This is a genomic window from Myroides sp. C1519 (genome assembly GCF_038039755.1).
Taxonomy (GTDB): Bacteria; Bacteroidota; Bacteroidia; order Flavobacteriales; family Flavobacteriaceae; genus Flavobacterium; species Flavobacterium phaeum_A.
The window spans coordinates 1-16,575 of record NZ_JBBPHM010000001.1; the positions used below are offsets into that span (position 1 = coordinate 1).

General features: G+C 34.2%; 16 protein-coding genes and 1 tRNA gene. 5 read left to right on the plus strand and 12 right to left on the minus strand.

Translation table 11 applies throughout. The features are described 5' to 3' along the window. Window positions 1–7 precede the first annotated feature (7 nt). Window positions 8–88 (plus strand) — tRNA-Tyr (locus AABL81_RS00005). A gap of 393 nt (window positions 89–481) precedes the next feature. Here AABL81_RS00005 and AABL81_RS00010 read toward each other — a convergent pair. Then, the gene (locus AABL81_RS00010; protein ID WP_341340017.1) at window positions 482–1,603 is read right to left on the minus strand and encodes a retropepsin-like aspartic protease; all 1,122 of its coding nucleotides are present in this window, start codon (window positions 1,601–1,603) and stop codon (window positions 482–484) included. 202 nt (window positions 1,604–1,805) lie between these two features. Between AABL81_RS00010 and rlmD the strand changes: the two genes are divergently transcribed. After that, window positions 1,806–3,218, plus strand: a complete 1,413-nt coding sequence (gene rlmD, locus AABL81_RS00015) for a 23S rRNA (uracil(1939)-C(5))-methyltransferase RlmD (protein WP_341340018.1) — start codon at window positions 1,806–1,808, stop codon at window positions 3,216–3,218. Between the two features lie 58 nt (window positions 3,219–3,276). Here the strand turns inward: rlmD and AABL81_RS00020 are convergent, their stop codons facing one another. From AABL81_RS00020 to AABL81_RS00040, 5 genes are all read right to left on the minus strand, one after another. Next, window positions 3,277–4,026 carry a hypothetical protein gene (locus tag AABL81_RS00020; RefSeq protein WP_158210830.1) on the minus strand — a complete coding sequence of 250 codons (750 nt, stop codon included), beginning with the start codon at window positions 4,024–4,026 and terminating at the stop codon, window positions 3,277–3,279. Between the two features lie 86 nt (window positions 4,027–4,112). Next, complete coding sequence (locus AABL81_RS00025; protein WP_341340019.1) at window positions 4,113–4,691, minus strand: LutC/YkgG family protein; 579 nt, start codon at window positions 4,689–4,691, stop codon at window positions 4,113–4,115. 7 nt (window positions 4,692–4,698) lie between these two features. After that, window positions 4,699–6,072 (minus strand): lactate utilization protein B, encoded by a 1,374-nt coding sequence (locus tag AABL81_RS00030; RefSeq protein ID WP_341340020.1) that lies wholly within the window; start codon window positions 6,070–6,072, stop codon window positions 4,699–4,701. Between the two features lie 4 nt (window positions 6,073–6,076). Next, window positions 6,077–6,817, minus strand: a complete 741-nt coding sequence (locus AABL81_RS00035; protein WP_090406720.1) for a (Fe-S)-binding protein — start codon at window positions 6,815–6,817, stop codon at window positions 6,077–6,079. 19 nt (window positions 6,818–6,836) lie between these two features. After that, window positions 6,837–8,372 (minus strand): L-lactate permease, encoded by a 1,536-nt coding sequence (locus AABL81_RS00040; protein ID WP_158210827.1) that lies wholly within the window; start codon window positions 8,370–8,372, stop codon window positions 6,837–6,839. A gap of 249 nt (window positions 8,373–8,621) precedes the next feature. On the opposite strand from AABL81_RS00040, the gene AABL81_RS00045 reads away from it, so the two are divergent. Both AABL81_RS00045 and AABL81_RS00050 read left to right on the plus strand, forming a co-directional pair. Further along, entirely contained in the window at window positions 8,622–9,140 is a 519-nt protein-coding gene (locus AABL81_RS00045; protein WP_158210826.1) for a DUF6452 family protein, read from the plus strand. Then, window positions 9,112–9,999, plus strand: a complete 888-nt coding sequence (locus tag AABL81_RS00050) for a DUF6048 family protein (protein WP_233269270.1) — start codon at window positions 9,112–9,114, stop codon at window positions 9,997–9,999. Before AABL81_RS00045 ends, AABL81_RS00050 begins: the two co-directional genes overlap by 29 nt. A 51-nt stretch (window positions 10,000–10,050) precedes the next feature. Here AABL81_RS00050 and AABL81_RS00055 read toward each other — a convergent pair whose 3' ends face one another. The 3 genes from AABL81_RS00055 to AABL81_RS00065 form a co-directional block, all read right to left on the minus strand. Further along, complete coding sequence (locus AABL81_RS00055; protein WP_199269098.1) at window positions 10,051–10,623, minus strand: hypothetical protein; 573 nt, start codon at window positions 10,621–10,623, stop codon at window positions 10,051–10,053. Between the two features lie 17 nt (window positions 10,624–10,640). After that, window positions 10,641–11,186 (minus strand): putative glycolipid-binding domain-containing protein, encoded by a 546-nt coding sequence (locus AABL81_RS00060; protein WP_341340021.1) that lies wholly within the window; start codon window positions 11,184–11,186, stop codon window positions 10,641–10,643. Between the two features lie 115 nt (window positions 11,187–11,301). Continuing rightward, the gene (locus AABL81_RS00065; RefSeq protein WP_158210824.1) at window positions 11,302–11,790 is read right to left on the minus strand and encodes a 3'-5' exonuclease; all 489 of its coding nucleotides are present in this window, start codon (window positions 11,788–11,790) and stop codon (window positions 11,302–11,304) included. 254 nt (window positions 11,791–12,044) lie between these two features. On the opposite strand from AABL81_RS00065, the gene AABL81_RS00070 reads away from it, so the two are divergent. After that, window positions 12,045–13,574, plus strand: coding sequence for a M20/M25/M40 family metallo-hydrolase (locus AABL81_RS00070; RefSeq protein ID WP_341340022.1), 1,530 nt, complete (start codon window positions 12,045–12,047; stop codon window positions 13,572–13,574). A 59-nt stretch (window positions 13,575–13,633) separates the two neighbouring features. Here the strand turns inward: AABL81_RS00070 and AABL81_RS00075 are convergent, their stop codons facing one another. The 3 genes from AABL81_RS00075 to AABL81_RS00085 form a co-directional block, all read right to left on the minus strand. Beyond that, a complete protein-coding gene (locus AABL81_RS00075; protein WP_341340023.1) occupies window positions 13,634–14,299 on the minus strand; it encodes a hypothetical protein in 666 nt (221 codons plus the stop codon). A 123-nt stretch (window positions 14,300–14,422) separates the two neighbouring features. Continuing rightward, window positions 14,423–15,169: a 3-oxoacyl-[acyl-carrier-protein] reductase gene (gene fabG / locus AABL81_RS00080; protein ID WP_158210821.1), complete on the minus strand. Its 747-nt coding sequence runs from the start codon at window positions 15,167–15,169 to the stop codon at window positions 14,423–14,425. 69 nt (window positions 15,170–15,238) lie between these two features. Then, complete coding sequence (locus AABL81_RS00085) at window positions 15,239–16,531, minus strand: Na+/H+ antiporter NhaC family protein (protein ID WP_158210820.1); 1,293 nt, start codon at window positions 16,529–16,531, stop codon at window positions 15,239–15,241. Between the last annotated feature and the right edge of the window lie 44 nt (window positions 16,532–16,575).

Here is a 16,575-nt window from a genome sequence, read left to right on the forward strand (position 1 = left end):
TACCGGAGGGGAGATACTCAAGCGGCCAACGAGGACGGACTGTAAATCCGTTGGGAAACCTTCGCAGGTTCGAATCCTGCTCTCCCCACTACAAAAGCGACTATTATTAGTCGCTTTTTTTGTTTATATTTGTTATGTTATTAATTGAAGAGAATCAGTCTATTTCTTTTTCAATTGAAAATAACTTTCTTTATATAGAAAGCCATTCTATTGTATATTGATAATGCTTTCTGTACTACTTCACATAAAATATATCGCTATTTCAAACGCACCTTGTTCGGAAACGATTCGAGACTTGTTCGGGAGTCCTTCGTAAAAGAGGCTCGTTTTCCGAACAATGCACGACTTTTTCCGAAGGATGTTTAAAAGAAGACTCCTTTAATATTTAGCCAATATCTGTATTGCTGTAAAATATAAAAAAAGCCCAGAATTAATCATATTAATCAATTCTGAGCTTTAAATAGTTTTACATTATTTTATATCAATATTCAAATTCTTTTTTCCCTCTTTTCAGTCCTAACTTAGGAGTATCTTTTGCTATCTGAAAATACTTTCTATAACCACATATCTCACTTATTGCTACACCATCAATTGTTATAACTTCATCACCAATCTTCAATACCTTTTCATTCTCACTGATAGCCGCTATAATATACTTCCCTTCTTGATAAGCAATTCCGTAACCAAACTTATTCAAATTAGATTCTCCCTCGTATCTTCTAACTTGTTTTAAAAATAATAGTTGTAAATCGGCCATATAAATCATATGAAACTGTTTTATGAACTCCACTCCTATTTGATATATACCTTCTGAAGGGCTAAAAGCTAATTCCTGTTCGTTAAGTATACGATCAGCAAGCTGGATCCTACCATTTACACTAATCTGTGTCTTTGCTAAGCCCTTATTCAACCCAAATGCACCTACACTTCCATAGCTTAGAAAACTTTTGACAGCTAACGTTTCAATGTATTTCACCATATCCCTATCTCGTGATACGGATAAATATCCATTATCTCCCGTATCCACTAAAAAAGGACGGTACATACCTCCGACAGCCATAGGGATAACTATACGCGTAGGATTTTGATCGTTTAAACTTGCTACGTGAATAAAGTCATCACTCAATATACGCAACTCTAAAGCCCTTGAAAAGTCCTCCAAGATAATTTCTTTCTTGATGGGGTCTATTTCCAATACCTTATCTTTATAAATCACATTTCCCAAAATACCATCAATCTTATAACAATCAAAAATGGGGTCTTTCACCATTGGAAATTGTTCTAAATCAGTAAAAGGTAAATTGTGAAAAACATAATTGCCAACCTTTAAACTATCCACACGCATTTTAGCCACATCTTGTAATACGTTATTCGCATCAACAGCAGCAATACTCCCCGCTTTTTTATATCCATCTAACAAACTACCGCGAATAGATAAACCATCCCAACCGGTGTCAAACAGAAAAGTCATCTCTTTATCATTTACGGTCAAATTAACCAACATCCAACCCGATTCGTCCGTATAAGGCAAGCGAATTGTTTGAGCAGAAGACATAGTACCAAAGAGTACAAAAAAGGCTAATACAATCTTTTTTAAAGACATAGTGGTGTGTTTTTTTACGAAGTACTAAAATAGTATATATTCTAATTGATACAGCGCCTTAAAAGAATTAAACTACTTTTTAATTCCTGCTATTTGAAACATAAATGAGCCAACAAACCTTCTCCTTCTTTAGAATGTTTCCTAATTAGCAAAATTCAAATAAAAATGATTTTCAAATTGAAATTAAGTTTATTTTTGCGGCATGACAAGAAAAAGAACAGAAAGAATCGTATTCGAAAACGTAGAAGTCCTTGATGCAGGTGCAAAAGGCGTTTCGGTAGCTAAAGCTCCAGATGGGAAAGTAATATTTATTCCTAACGTAGTTCCGGGAGATGTGGTAGATGTGCAGACTGTAAAAAAACGCAAAGCGTATTATGAAGGTCGTGCTATCAAGATCCATAAATTTTCTGAACACAGAATTGACGCCGTTTGTGAGCACTTCGGAGCTTGTGGTGGATGTAAATGGCAAAATATGAAATACAGCCAACAGTTGTTTTACAAAAACCAAGAGGTTTTTAACAACTTGAAGCGTATTGGTAAAATTGAATTACCTGAATTCGAGCCTATTTTAGGTTCTGAAGAAACTTTATTTTACAGAAATAAAATGGAGTTCTCTTTCTCTAATGCTCGTTGGTTAACACCAGAAGAAGTAGCAAGTGGAGAAGAAATGGGTAAAGAAAATGCTCTTGGATTCCATATCCCTAAAATGTGGGATAAAATCTTAGATATCAAGAAATGTCATTTACAAGAAGACCCTTCTAACGAAATTCGTAACGAAATCAGAAGATTTGCTAATGAGAATGGGCTTTCATTCTTTAATCCTCGTGAACAAGAAGGTTTATTGCGTACATTAATGATTCGTACTGCATCTACTGGAGAAGTAATGGTATTAATCCAATTCTTCCACGAAGATCAAGAAAAGAGAGAGTTATTACTTAACTTCTTAGCTGAGCGTTTCCCAATGATTACTTCATTACAATATGTTGTAAACGGAAAAGCAAACGATACAATCTACGATCAAGATGTAATATTATACAAAGGACGTGATTATATCTTAGAAGAGATGGAAGGACTTAAATTTAGTATCAATGCTAAATCGTTCTACCAAACAAACTCTGCTCAAGCTTACGAATTATACAAAATTACAAGAGATTACGCTGGGTTAACAGGAAATGAGTTAGTATATGACCTTTATACAGGTACAGGAACTATTGCTCAGTTCGTTTCTAAAGCAGCTAAAAAAGTAATCGGTGTTGAGGCAGTTCCTGAAGCTATTGAGGATGCTAAATTAAACGCTGAGCGCAATAATATTACAAACTGTGATTTCTTTGTAGGAGATATGAAGAATGTATTTAACGATGAGTTTATCGGTACACACGGGCATCCTGATGTAATTATCACTGACCCTCCTCGTGATGGAATGCACAAAGATGTAGTAGAAATGATCTTAAAGATTGCTCCTAAACGCGTAGTTTACGTAAGTTGTAACTCTGCAACACAAGCACGTGACTTAGCTTTAATGGATGAAAAATACAAAGTAATTAAAGTAAGACCGGTGGATATGTTCCCACAGACACACCACGTTGAAAACGTAGTATTACTTGAATTAAAATAATATTCTAAAAGAAAGCCCCTGTATTAAATACAAGGGCTTTTTTATTGCGTTTAATTCGCTATTTACTTTTCTGTTTTTGATACAAGATTTTAAATTCTTCTTTACCAATATCAACACGCATCTGCTTGATAATAGGGCGTCCTAACATAATTCCAAAACCTACACTACACTTAACATAGTACTCGTGACCTTTTTCTAAAGTAAGCTTTACTTCTTCTGTTGTTTCTAAACTACCTTTAAATATTCTATCACCGTACGTTGTTGTTTTGTAACTAAAAGTTTCACCTGTACGCATTCTTCCAATATTTTGACTTTTTTCATCTTTTACTTTGTATCCTAACAAATGACCTGGACCACCTGTTGGTCTGTAAAAGTGAACAATCGCATAATCTGGATCTCCTTCTATTTTCTTAGCATACACATTAGAATCACTGAAACGCAGATCTTTTAAGTGTTCTGTATTCAAATTACGAAAAGCTTTTCCTTGTATTCTATAACAAGTACTCCCCATTGAAGTAGGTGTCTTCACCTCTGTTACCATTATAATATTGGCCCCTACTTTACGCGCTGCATTCTCAAAATCTGTTATCACAGTTTCATAATCACAACGAGTTGTAAATCCAGAATCGCCAATTTTGACTGTTCCCACCAATTCTGTCGCTTCTGGCAATTGGCGAACATTCTCTACGATGTAAACTTTGGTAGAATCTGCCAACGGATTGTGGTTCGTTCCAGACACTTTTGTTCTAACAGCAGTAGAACAACTGCATAATAATGCACTAATAAATAAGATAGATAGGTATCTCATATTGCTTGGTTTTTAGGTATAAAAAAAGAGACGCAATTATACGTCTCTTTTTCTTTATATTCTAAGCAATATTAAACTTTTCTTAATTATTTTAAAATAACTGTTAATCCTTTAGGTCCGTGGGCTCCCACTACTAAAGCTTGTTCAATATCAGCTGTTTTAGAAGGTCCTGAAATAAACACTCCAAACCCTTTATCATTTGTTCCAATCTTAGCATAAGCCTCGTGCATATTATTGACAATCTTATTCTTATCTAAAACGATAACTAAGTATTGTGTGATAAAATACAATGCTTTGTGCTTAATCTCTTGAGGAATCCAGATACAACCATTCTCAGCTACACCCAACTCTCCTTCGATTATTGCTAAGTCTACATCCTTTAAATCAGCCACTTCTGCAACCGAATTAGGATCTAAAGTACTCAATGTAATATCCTTTAAAGCAGAAGAAATCTCCTTTGCATCCGGATATAAGTCACGAATAACAGCATTGATATCTTGTCCTTCTTCTAAAACTACAGCGTGTCCACCAACAGCTTGAGAAATCTCCACAAACTGTGTCAACAAGTTATCAAAAGTGATAGCATCCAATTTCACAACCGGTCTATCATGTCTTTTCTGTATGTTTCTTGTTATCTTTTCTAATATGTAATTTTTGCTACTCATAACTCTACTATTTTTTTTGAACCTTACCTTTCTTCCACATTTCTGTAAAAGACTCTTTTGCAAAAGGAGGTAACGAACGACCATCTTCCCATTCTTTCAATCCAAAAGTCAACGAACGAGGCGCATATTTTGCTAATGAAGAGAATTTCAAACTTGTTCTAAACAACGCTGGATGTGTAAATAAAAACTGCATACCAGAAGAAATAAGTTTCTTAGAAGCATTTGCTTTTCCTAAAGAATCTAAATCTTGACGCCATTTATAAATTTGATCTGCCAAGTCAATACGCACTGGACATACGTTATTACAAGAATAACAAAGCGAACAAGCAGAAAGGTTTTCACTGTGTTTCACAGGATCTTTAAGCATTCCTAAGTTAATACCAATAGGTCCAGGAATAAAGTAAGTATATGAATATCCACCACTACGTCTGTAAACCGGACACGTGTTCATACACGCACCACAACGGATACAGTTTAATGATTTGATGTGATCTTCATTTGTAAGAATATCACTACGCCCATTATCTACAATGATGATGTGAAATTCTGCACCCTCAATTGGTTTTTGGAAATGAGACGTATACGTTGTTGTAGGTTGTCCTGTAGCAGAACGCGCTAATAAACGTGTAAATACCGCTAAACACTCTCTGTTAGGGATAACTTTTTCAAGTCCCATAGAAGCGATGTGCACCTTAGCTAATGAAGTACCCATATCGGCATTCCCTTCATTAGTACATACAACAACCTCTCCTGTAGAAGCTACACCGAAGTTAACTCCAGTCATTGCAACATCAGCAGTTAAGAAATCATTTCTCAATGACGCTCTTGCAGCACGAGTTAAGTACGTAGGATCACTATTTCCTTTTTCAGTGTTTAATTTCTCACTGAATAATTCCCCTACTTCCTCTCTTTTCATGTGAATAGCAGGAAGTACGATATGTGAAGGCGCAGTACCATTTAACTGTAAAATACGCTCTCCTAAGTCACTTTCAACAACATCAATTCCCTTAGCCTCTAAGTAATGGTTAAGCTCACACTCTTCAGTAAGCATAGACTTACTTTTCACCATTTTCTTAGCATTGTGCTTTTCAAGAATTGAATGCACAATAGCATTGTGCTCTTCAGCATCTTTAGCCCAGTGTACAATTACTCCGTTAGCTTCAGCGTTAGTTGAAAACTCTTCCAAATAAACATCTAAATTACTAACACTATGTAACTTTATTTTTTCTCCCATAGCTCTAAGTTCTTCCCATTCAGGAATTGTCTTAGACATACGGTCTCTTTTTTCTCTTACAAACCACAAAGCATTATTATGCCAAGCAGCCTTTTCTGAATCCTGCTGAAAAACGCCAGCATTCTGTGAATGTTTTGTACTACCCATAATCTTATAATCCAGCTGCGAATATTTCTACTACGTGAATGGTTTTAATTGGCAGACCTTTTTTGTCTACAATTCCCCCCATATGCATCAAACAAGAACTGTCTGGTCCTGTAATATATTCAGCACCAGTTGCAGTATGACAAGAAACCTTATCATTCCCCATTCTAATAGATACAGCAGGCTCTTCGATAGAAAACATTCCACCAAAACCACAACACTCATCTACTCTTTCTGGTTCTACAACTTCAACACCTTTTACTAATCTTAATAAATCTTTTACTTTAGAGTAAGGTTTAATATTTAGCTCACTTGCCGACCCTAATTTAAGCTCTCTTAAACCGTGGCAACTATTATGTAAGCTCACTTTATGTGGGAAAACACCTGGAAGTGCTTCAACTTTTAAAATGTCGTGTAAAAACTCACACATATCATATACTTTACCGCTAACCTTACTTGTACATCCTTCTTTCTCCATAATACGCGGGTAAGAATCTTTTACGAACCCAACGCAACTTCCTGAAGGAGCAACTATATAATCATATTGATCAAATAATTTATTAAATTGATTTGCCAATGGTAATGCTTTATCTTCAAAACCTGCATTAGCCATAGGCTGCCCACAACATGTTTGATCTACAGGATAATCAACCTCTACACCAAAATGTGTTAATAGCTTATAACTTGCTACACCTACTTCCGGATATGCCGCATTCACGTAGCAAGGAATAAATAATCCAACTCTCATATATTTGTTTTTATATATTTTAACTACCAATATAAACAACGATTCCTGCGATAATAATATATACTAACGCGAAAACAATTGCTCTTTTTAAAATAACACCTTCTTGACCTTGTTGATTACAAGCTGTTGTAGCGACTGCAATACTTTGTGGAGAAATAATCTTACCACCCGTTGCACCTGCTGTATTAGCTGCTGCTAACCAACCTTTATCTGCCCCGATTTGATCGGCAACAGTTGCTTGTAACTTACCAAATAAGATGTTTGAAGAGGTATCACTACCTGTTAAGAACGTTCCTAATGCCCCAATTGCTGGTGCGAAGAAAGGATAAAACGCTCCTGTACCCGCTGCTAACGCCAACCCTAATACAGAGATCATTCCTGAGAAATCCATCAATGTAGATAAAGCGATTAAACAGCTAACTGTAATTACAGTCTTTTTCAATTGCAAAGTTGTCTTACCTAATAACTTGAATAATTTAGACAATGAACTACCTTGAATTAATCCACCTACTATTGAACTCACAAAGATTAAAACACCTGTATCTGTCAACCAGTAGATTCCTACTTTTCTCGCCGCCCCTGCTATATCAAAGCTAAAGACAGTTTGGAAAATAGTAACATTTTCTTTCAACCAAGCTGTAATTGGGAAAAGTGGACTTGTCAATAATACTAAGATTAAGATAAGACCATATACACTCCACGCTTGGAATATTTCTTTTCCTGAGAAGTTGATTACCTCTTTTTTCTCAGTACTCTTTTTAGCTGTAATTTTTCCGAATGCAATAATAACAAAAATTGACGCTATACTCCCTAAAATTGCAGGAGTTTCTGCACCAATATATACTGCTGCATAATATTGAACAGCTAAAGTTACTGCTCCGGTTAATCCACCTAATATAATATTTCTTGGAATTGACTTTACTGATTTACTCGTTAATGTTAAGATTACAAATGGGATCAAGAACATTAAAATAGCCAATTGCCAAACTACATTTGCACTAATCGTAGTAATTTGGTCTGCCATATCAACCTCTCTCGCCAATACAATAACAGGAATACCAACTGCACCAAAAGCTGTAGGAACACTATTTGCTACTAAACTTACAACGGCAGAAAACATTGGTTTGAATCCTAAGCTAATTAAGATAGCTGCTGGAATAGCTACAGCAGTTCCAAAACCTGCCATACCTTCTAATAATCCCCCAAATCCCCATGTTAAAAGCAAAACTTGAATCGCTTTGTCTTCAGAAATCGCAGAAAACTGCTGTTTTATTACTTCTATTTTCTCTGTTTGTACTTGAACATTGTAGCTATAAATAGCCATTAAAATGATGATAAGTATCGGAAAAACTGCTTTAATTACTCCGTAAAGAACAGACAATGCTGTGTCGTTTACTGATAATTCAAAACCAAAAATGGCGATTAAAATTGTGACAACCAACGTGATAAAAGCACTTTTCTCTCCTGGCATTTTTAAGAAGCCAAGCAAAACAATCAAGAGTACAACAGGAGTAGCTGCAAGCAGTATCAATCCTGAGGAAATAGATTCTAACATTATTATTTTATTTATTTTTTAGCCCCTTAAAGGTAAGGTCAAAAACACTTTTTTCACGCATAATCAGTAAAACAATCACTCAATACCCCTTAATTTAGAATGATTAAATACTAATAAGCTTGTTTAACTTAATTTTATGTTATAAATTTTGAGGTTTTCTACACCAAACTATACCACTATTTTATTAGAGACTTATGAATTAGTTTTAGTATTTTTGACAACTTATATAAGACAGTGTAAAGATTCTATATGAAAAAATTAATATTAGCAGGTGTACTATTATGCATTGGTAGCATAGCTTTTGTAGCTTGTGAAAAAGATGATATCTGTGCAGAGACAGAACCTACAACTCCAAGCTTCCGCGTAGAGTTCTATAACTATGACGACCAAGACATTCCAAGAAATGAAAGGGTTGAAGCTTTTGTAGCTGGTCGTGAAGATGATGTGATTTTTAGCACAGGAAATAAACTATCATTACCATTGCGTTTAGATCAAGCTGAAACTGCGTGGATACTAAAGTCTACTCAAAGAATTGATAACGAATCTGTAACTTTATACGACACGCTTACTTTTAAGTATAAAATAACTACAAAGTATTTTAATAAAGCGTGTGGATATGTTTCTACATTTTCATTAAGTCAAGATGGAACTTCTCCGCAATTAAATGGTGATGCAGCAAGCACAACTGGAAATTGGATTAAACAATATATAACTGAAACAAACGAAATAGTAGACGAAGATGAAGCGCACTTTAAAATATTTTATTAGTTGTAGTTTATTCCTTTTTGCTTTTTCTGCTGTTGCTCAAGAAACATCAAAGAAAGACTTTGGAGCTCAAAGAGATTCTATTGACAAGGAGATTCACTTCTATCCACAACGATATGGTTTACGTGTAGGAGTTGACTTATTCAGAACTACAAGGTCATTATACGACAAGACTTATTCAGGATTTGAAATAACAGGAGATTACCGTTTAACTAAAAACTGGTATGCTGCTGCAGAGATTGGTCACGATAAGATGGATAGAAATGAAAACAACTTCGGTTTTACAACAAATGGTAACTATCTTAGATTAGGAGCAAACTACAACCTGAATATCAACTGGATGGATAGAGAGGATTTGATGTATGTTGGTTTTAGATATGGTATTGCCTCTTTTTCTCAAACATTAGATTGGTATAAACCCTATACAACAGACCCTTATTTTCCAACGCAACGCGTTGATATAAACAGAAAAGAAAGTGGACTTTCTGCGCATTGGGTAGAGTTTGTTGCTGGTATTAAAACAAGAGTCTTTAATAATGTTTTTATGGGGTTCTCTTTAAGATTGAATGGTTTAATAGCACAAAAACAACCAGAAGATTTTGAAAACCTATATATTCCTGGGTTTAACAAAAAACATAGTGGAGCAATCGGAGTTGGTTTTAATTATTCTATTTCTTACTTCATTCCTTTTTACAAATCTAAAAAGAACAGGTTTGTAATGCCTACAGAAGACGATGGTGCTAAATATGATTTGGAAGGAAACTTAATTGACAGAAAAGAAGTTGTTCCGTCTGAACCTTCTAATCCAATGGAGGCTGAAGAATTAAAGCTTATTGAAGAAAATAAAAAGACAATCAAATAATATAGAAAAGGCTCACTATTAAGTGAGCCTTTTCTATATATCATTATAAAACTACTTAAGTCTTATTTCTTTAACATTAGAAGTAATCGGAATTATCTTAACTCCTTTATCAGTTGATAAAAAGATCACATCATTTGTTTTCCCTATAAGCTTCCCTACTTCCTCTTCATTATCTGTAAACCGAAGACTAACTGTTGCTTCTTCTTCAATTAATCGCTTAGTCAACTTACCATAAGTATTAGCAGCTATAAATAAATAAAAGATAAAAATAATTAAAGAAAAACTACCTTTTATCTTTCTATAGCTTTCAAAACGATCTACATTAAACGAATAACGCTTATATGAAACAGGATACCTTCTTTGCCAATAGATATCAAACCGATATAACAAATAGGTCGCTATAATTGTAACTACTGTAAACAATAAGATTTTATAATCCGCAAAGGGCGCTATCAAGAAATCAAATATTCCTGCATAGTCAAAGATATTAATACCAAATTGCTTGTACTTATAAAAGTTAAACAACATCCCTATTCCCACAGCTAATAAATAAGAAATGGTTACAAGACTCTGTATTTCTTTAACTGCCTTGCTAAATAGCTCTTTAAGAAGATCCGACTTCATACATCAATACTACTAAGTTAAATTGCTTTATACATATCAGAATAATCTTTAACAATACCATCTTCATCTACGGTTATTGTAGCTTTAAAGTCATTCCACAGGTTTTCATAATAATAAGTATCCTCTGAAAGACGTTTATAGCGCTGCATAACTAAAGCAATTCGTTCTTCTAAAGGATTAATATATAACACACTTAATTCTTTAGACTCTCCTATTACTAATTTCAAACGATTAATAGGCAATGTATTCGTATAGGGTGTTGTTGCTATATCAATATCCAAACATTCATTAAATTCTGGACGCTCTATATCATCGATAACCCAAAGATTATTAATCTTATGTGCATTTACACTATAATGTTTATGCCCTTGATAACTATTAATTGAGAAAAATCGTGTTTCCCATTGTTCATCAACTACAATTTGATAATCCAAACCATATACCTGATTATTCTTGTTACCCACAACTTCTCCTCTACTGTGAAAGCTTTGTTCTTTCTCAATAATATGACATTTTTCTATCGACAAATGTTCTTCTCCAATCCAGGTAATATGCTTATTCATATTTCTAAATTTAATATTATATACAAGTTAACATTCTTTGTGCAATTAAAAACACATTCCTTAGAGATAATTTATAGCAATAGTACTTGAGATCCTATCTCTACTAAAAAGTTTATTATAGAAAGATATTTCCCTCTGACAAATATTGATTGAATAATTGTCCACAAGCATTCGCATCACTTAAAGCATCGTGGTGATTTAATTTTATGTCGTATTGCTCAGCCAATACAGCTAAGCCTTTTTTATAAATTCGGTACGTACAAAACTTATTATATTCAGGCACAGCTAAATTGTAGTATCCTAATGTTTTTGCTAACACGGGAAAGTCAAATGCAAATCCGTTGTGAGCTACAACATTTTGATCTTTTACAAAAGGTTCTATCTGGTGCCATACCTCATCAAATGTAGGCGAAAATTGCGTGTCCTCAGGAGAAATTCCGTGAATATCTACAAACTTAGACCAGTATAAATTCTGAGGCGGTTGAACTAACACATTAAGTGTATCAACTATTTTATTATCCTCAAAAACTACAAGACCAACTTGGCATATACTTGAGCGATCTGCTTGTGCTGTTTCAAAATCTATAGCTGTAAATCTATTCATCTGCTGTATTAAATGTTTAAGAAGCTAAATTACTATTTTTATTAACTGTATGCTTTGTTTAAATAGTCTTTTTATCAAATCAAACTCATAACCTCAACTAATCTCTAAAAAAAACTTAGGTTAATTAGGAATGAGATTTTCTTTGTAATTATTCCTATTTTTAAACCTATACAGACATATAATCTCCCTTTTTTTTATCTTCTGCTTCTAAAAAGGCTTAGTTATTGTAATACAATACGAAAAGACACAGAATTATGAAGAAGATAATTACATTTGGAATACTTGTATTACTTGTCATCGCTACAATTATGATAGTCAAAACATTTACATTTGATTTCCAAATTAAAGAAAACGCAAATAACGAAACAATGAAATACCCTACCAATAAAATCGCCCTTCTAAGATTGTCACAAGCTATACAGATACCAACAGTAAGCGCTGTACATTATGAAGATACAAACTTCAAACCTTTTGACGATTTTAAAACTTTTTTACAAGAAGCATATCCACAGGTTTATCAATCGATGGATGTAACTACGGTAAATACATACGGATTAGTATTTCATTGGAAAGGGAAAGATAGTACTAAAAAGCCCCTTTTGTTTTTATCACATTATGATGTAGTTCCGATAAACAACTATGATTTTGATACCAATCCAGTTCCCAATGAAGCGATTGTGGATTTGAATACACCATCAACCCCATTATCTAATTACCAAGAAGGTTGGGAAGGATATCCCTTTAGTGGAGATATAAAAAATGGGCGTATCTATGGTAGAGGAACACTTGATATGAAGTCTATGCTTATTTCGATTATGGAAGCTGCTGATACATTATTAGCAGAAGGATATGTTCCTAATCAAGATATATACTTTGCATTCGGACAAGATGAAGAAGTAAGTGGTAGACAAGGTGCTGTGAAAATAGCAGAGTATTTCAACAATAAAGGAATACGCTTTGATGCAGTATATGACGAAGGAGGTTTTGTAACGAGTCCAACTTCTGTATTACCACAAGTGGACAAAGCTATTGCATTAATTGGCGTTGCAGAAAAGGGATTCTTAACTTTAGAAATAAAAGTAAATGGTATAGGGGGTCATTCATCTATGCCTCCTGCAAAAGGATCTTTGGTATTAGCAGCAGAAATTATTGAGAAACTGAATACAGAACAGATGCCAGCAACATTGATTCCGCCTATTGAAAACTTTTTACACAATATTGGAGGGTCTATGGATTTTAAATCGAGAATGGCCATTTCAAACAAGTGGTTACTGGGAAATGCGTTACTTAAATCACTCTCTAAGAACCCTGGTTCAAATGCGCTGATTAGAACGACAACAGCAATAACTATGGCTCATTCAAGTGATGCACCTAATGTGCTTTCTGCTTCGTCAGAGATCACAGTTAACTTCCGTATTTTACAAGGAAATACAGTTGAAGATGTTTTGAATCACGTAAAGAAAATATGTGAAGGATACGATGTGGAGTTCAATGTAGTTTCTGCACGTGAACCCTCTCAATTATCTTCACATACAAGCGAACAATTCAAAAAGTTAGAGAAAACAATTGCCGTGAATTATCCTAACGCCATTATTACACCGTATCTTACCATTGGTGGTACGGATGCTTATAAATATGAATTAGTTTCTGACAACGTATTTCGTTTTATGCCAATTGAAGTAAATCAATACGAACAAAGACAAATTCACAATGATAATGAGTCTATTACAATAGACAACTATATGCGAATGATTAACCACTTTAAATTGTTAATGGAACAATAGTAATTAGATAACAGAAAGGGCGAACTATTAGATTAGTTCGCCCTTTCTGTTATAATCTGTTAGACAAATACCCTTAGATACACGATAAACAATATTTGTAAAACTACAAGTGCATAAAATCCCCATAAAGCAGGTAAAAATGCCATAGGATTAAAACGCAAAGTTGTTAATTGCTGAAGTAAGTTTCCCTTACCGCCAACCTTAGCTTTAGATAAAATATAGTTAGTAGTACGTTTTTGAAGATTACTTGCTACCACATTCGTAGCATTCATATTAATCAATTCTTGTTTTATGGTTTGCTTATCCAGCGAATCCGTAAACAAGGTAGGTTGCTTAGCTTGCAAATACCCTAAGAGTTGAGCGATATAAGACGATATATACTCACTTCCTTGTCTTTCCCACAACATTGCAATAGCTTTCTGAATTGCGTATTTATTTGCAATAATAAAATAACCTATTAACATCAATATCTGTACAATAAAGATAAGAGCCACGGAATAGTTTATATCTTTAAAGAACGCTCCAACATTAGCGAAGAAGCCATTAGCTTCTAACCCCTCACGTATAATATAAATCTTGGTCATCGAATAAATTATAATCCACAGCGACAAGAATATACCAACAAGCATTATTCCCAACCAGCGCAACAAACAAACGAAGACGATCTTAAATGACTTTATTCCCTCATTGCCTAAACTCTTTCCCTTCTCTATAAACTCTTTCATTTTACTTACGTATTACAATAGAATAAAAATACAATTAATTTTTTATACCTTCTTTATATAAACACAAAAGGCTATACCCGTAGATATAGCCTTTATATATAAGTTTTGATATACTAAGATATCTTATGTCAACATTCCTCCATCAACATTAATAACTTGTCCACTGATATAAGCAGACATATCAGATGCTAAAAATACACAAGCATTAGCAACATCCTCAGGAGTACCTCCACGTTTTAAAGGAATAGCATCTCTCCATCCTTTTACAACATCTTCTGGTAATTTACCTGTCATTTCAGTTTCAATAAATCCTGGTGCAATTACGTTACAACGGATATTTCTTGAACCTAACTCTAATGCAATAGATTTAGAGAAACCAATTACACCCGCTTTAGAAGCAGCATAGTTAGCTTGTCCAGCATTACCTTTCACACCTACAACAGAACTCATATTGATAATAGAACCTTTTCTATTTTTCAACATTGTGCGTTGTACTGCTTTAGTCATATTAAATACAGACTTAAGATTTACTTCGATTACAGCGTCGAAATCTGCTTCTGACATTCTCATCAACAAATTATCTTTTGTAATACCTGCATTATTAATTAAAATGTCAATATTTCCAAAATCTTTTAAAATCTCTTCAACCAATTGTTCTGCTGCTGAAAACTCAGCTGCATTAGATTGATATCCTTTAGCTTGAACTCCCATAGCAGCTAATTCTTGTTCAAGTTCGATTGCAGCTTGTGCAGATGAACTATAAGTGAACGCAACACTTGCTCCGTGTTGTGCAAATGCCATAGCTACTCCTCTACCGATTCCTCTTGTAGCACCTGTGATAATAGCGATTTTACCTTCTAATAATTTCATTTGTAAATCCAATTTTATATTTTGAACTAAACGCAAATATAAACAATTTGTATTTTGTTGTACTTTATTTTACGCAGTTTGTGCTTGTTTTCTAAAGAAAGTCATATAAACTAACGTTACAAGAAGCAGTAAACCAAAGTAGTAAGCGTGTTTCATCAAATCAAGATAATCTAAGTTACCATTAGAAAAACTCAATAAGATTAAGATTTGTGCTCCATACGGCAATACACCTTGAACAACACACGCAAAAATATCTAAGATAGACGCTACGTGTGGTCTGTCTAACTTATACTCCTTAGCAACATCATTTGCAAGATTACCCGCTACAAGAATAGACACTGTATTATTAGCTAAACATACTGCAACACCAGATACTAATGCTGCAATACCGTACTCAGCACTCTTAGGTGTTTTCATTCTACTCTTCATTTTAGTCAACAACCATTGGATTCCCCCTTCTTTCTCTACCATACGAGCCATTCCTCCTGTAAGCATAGAAAGTAAAAAGATTTCTGTCATTGATAAAAACCCTTGGTATATAAGATTAGCAAAGCCAAATAAGTCATAATTCATTTGAACTAACCCTACAATACCCGCTACGACTATACCAATAAACAAGGCAACGAATACTTGTACGCCCGATAAGGCTAATACAATAATTAGAATATACGGAATAACCACCCAGTAATTGTGATTAGGATCTAAGTCTAAACTCACACCTGCGTCATTACTTTTCATAAATAACAAAACACCAATCGTTAAAATTGCTGCTGGTAATGCCAGTTTAAAGTTCGCTCTAAACTTATCTTTCATCTGACAGCCCAAAGTTTGCGTAGCTGTAATAGTCGTATCAGAAATAATAGACAAATTATCTCCAAACATAGCTCCTCCTAACAACGAACCACATAATAGTCCCATTGAGCTCCCTGTTTTCTCAGCTAAACCAATAACAATTGGTCCTAAGGCAACAATAGTTCCCACAGACGTACCAATAGACAAAGACAAGAAACTTGCTATAATGAAGATTCCAACACCAAGATAAGCAACAGGTATAAAACTCAACCCTATGTTTACCATCATATCTACTCCTCCGATAGCTTTCGTTACTGTAGCAAACGCACCAGCTAACAAATAGATCAAACACATTGTGATAATCTTACTATCACCACAACCTTCTACTAAAGAAACAACTTTGTCTTGTAAAGGAGTTTTATAAAAAAGGATAAATGCTGTTACAATACCAATACAAATAGCAACAGGCGATGGTAGTTTGTAGAAATCACCTAAGGCAATACCACATCCTAAGAACACAGCAATAAATACTAAAAAGGGAATTAAGGAGTAAAATTTGTTTTCTGACATAACTTAATTTAAAAGTTTAAAATTGTTTTATTCGCCAGAAACGT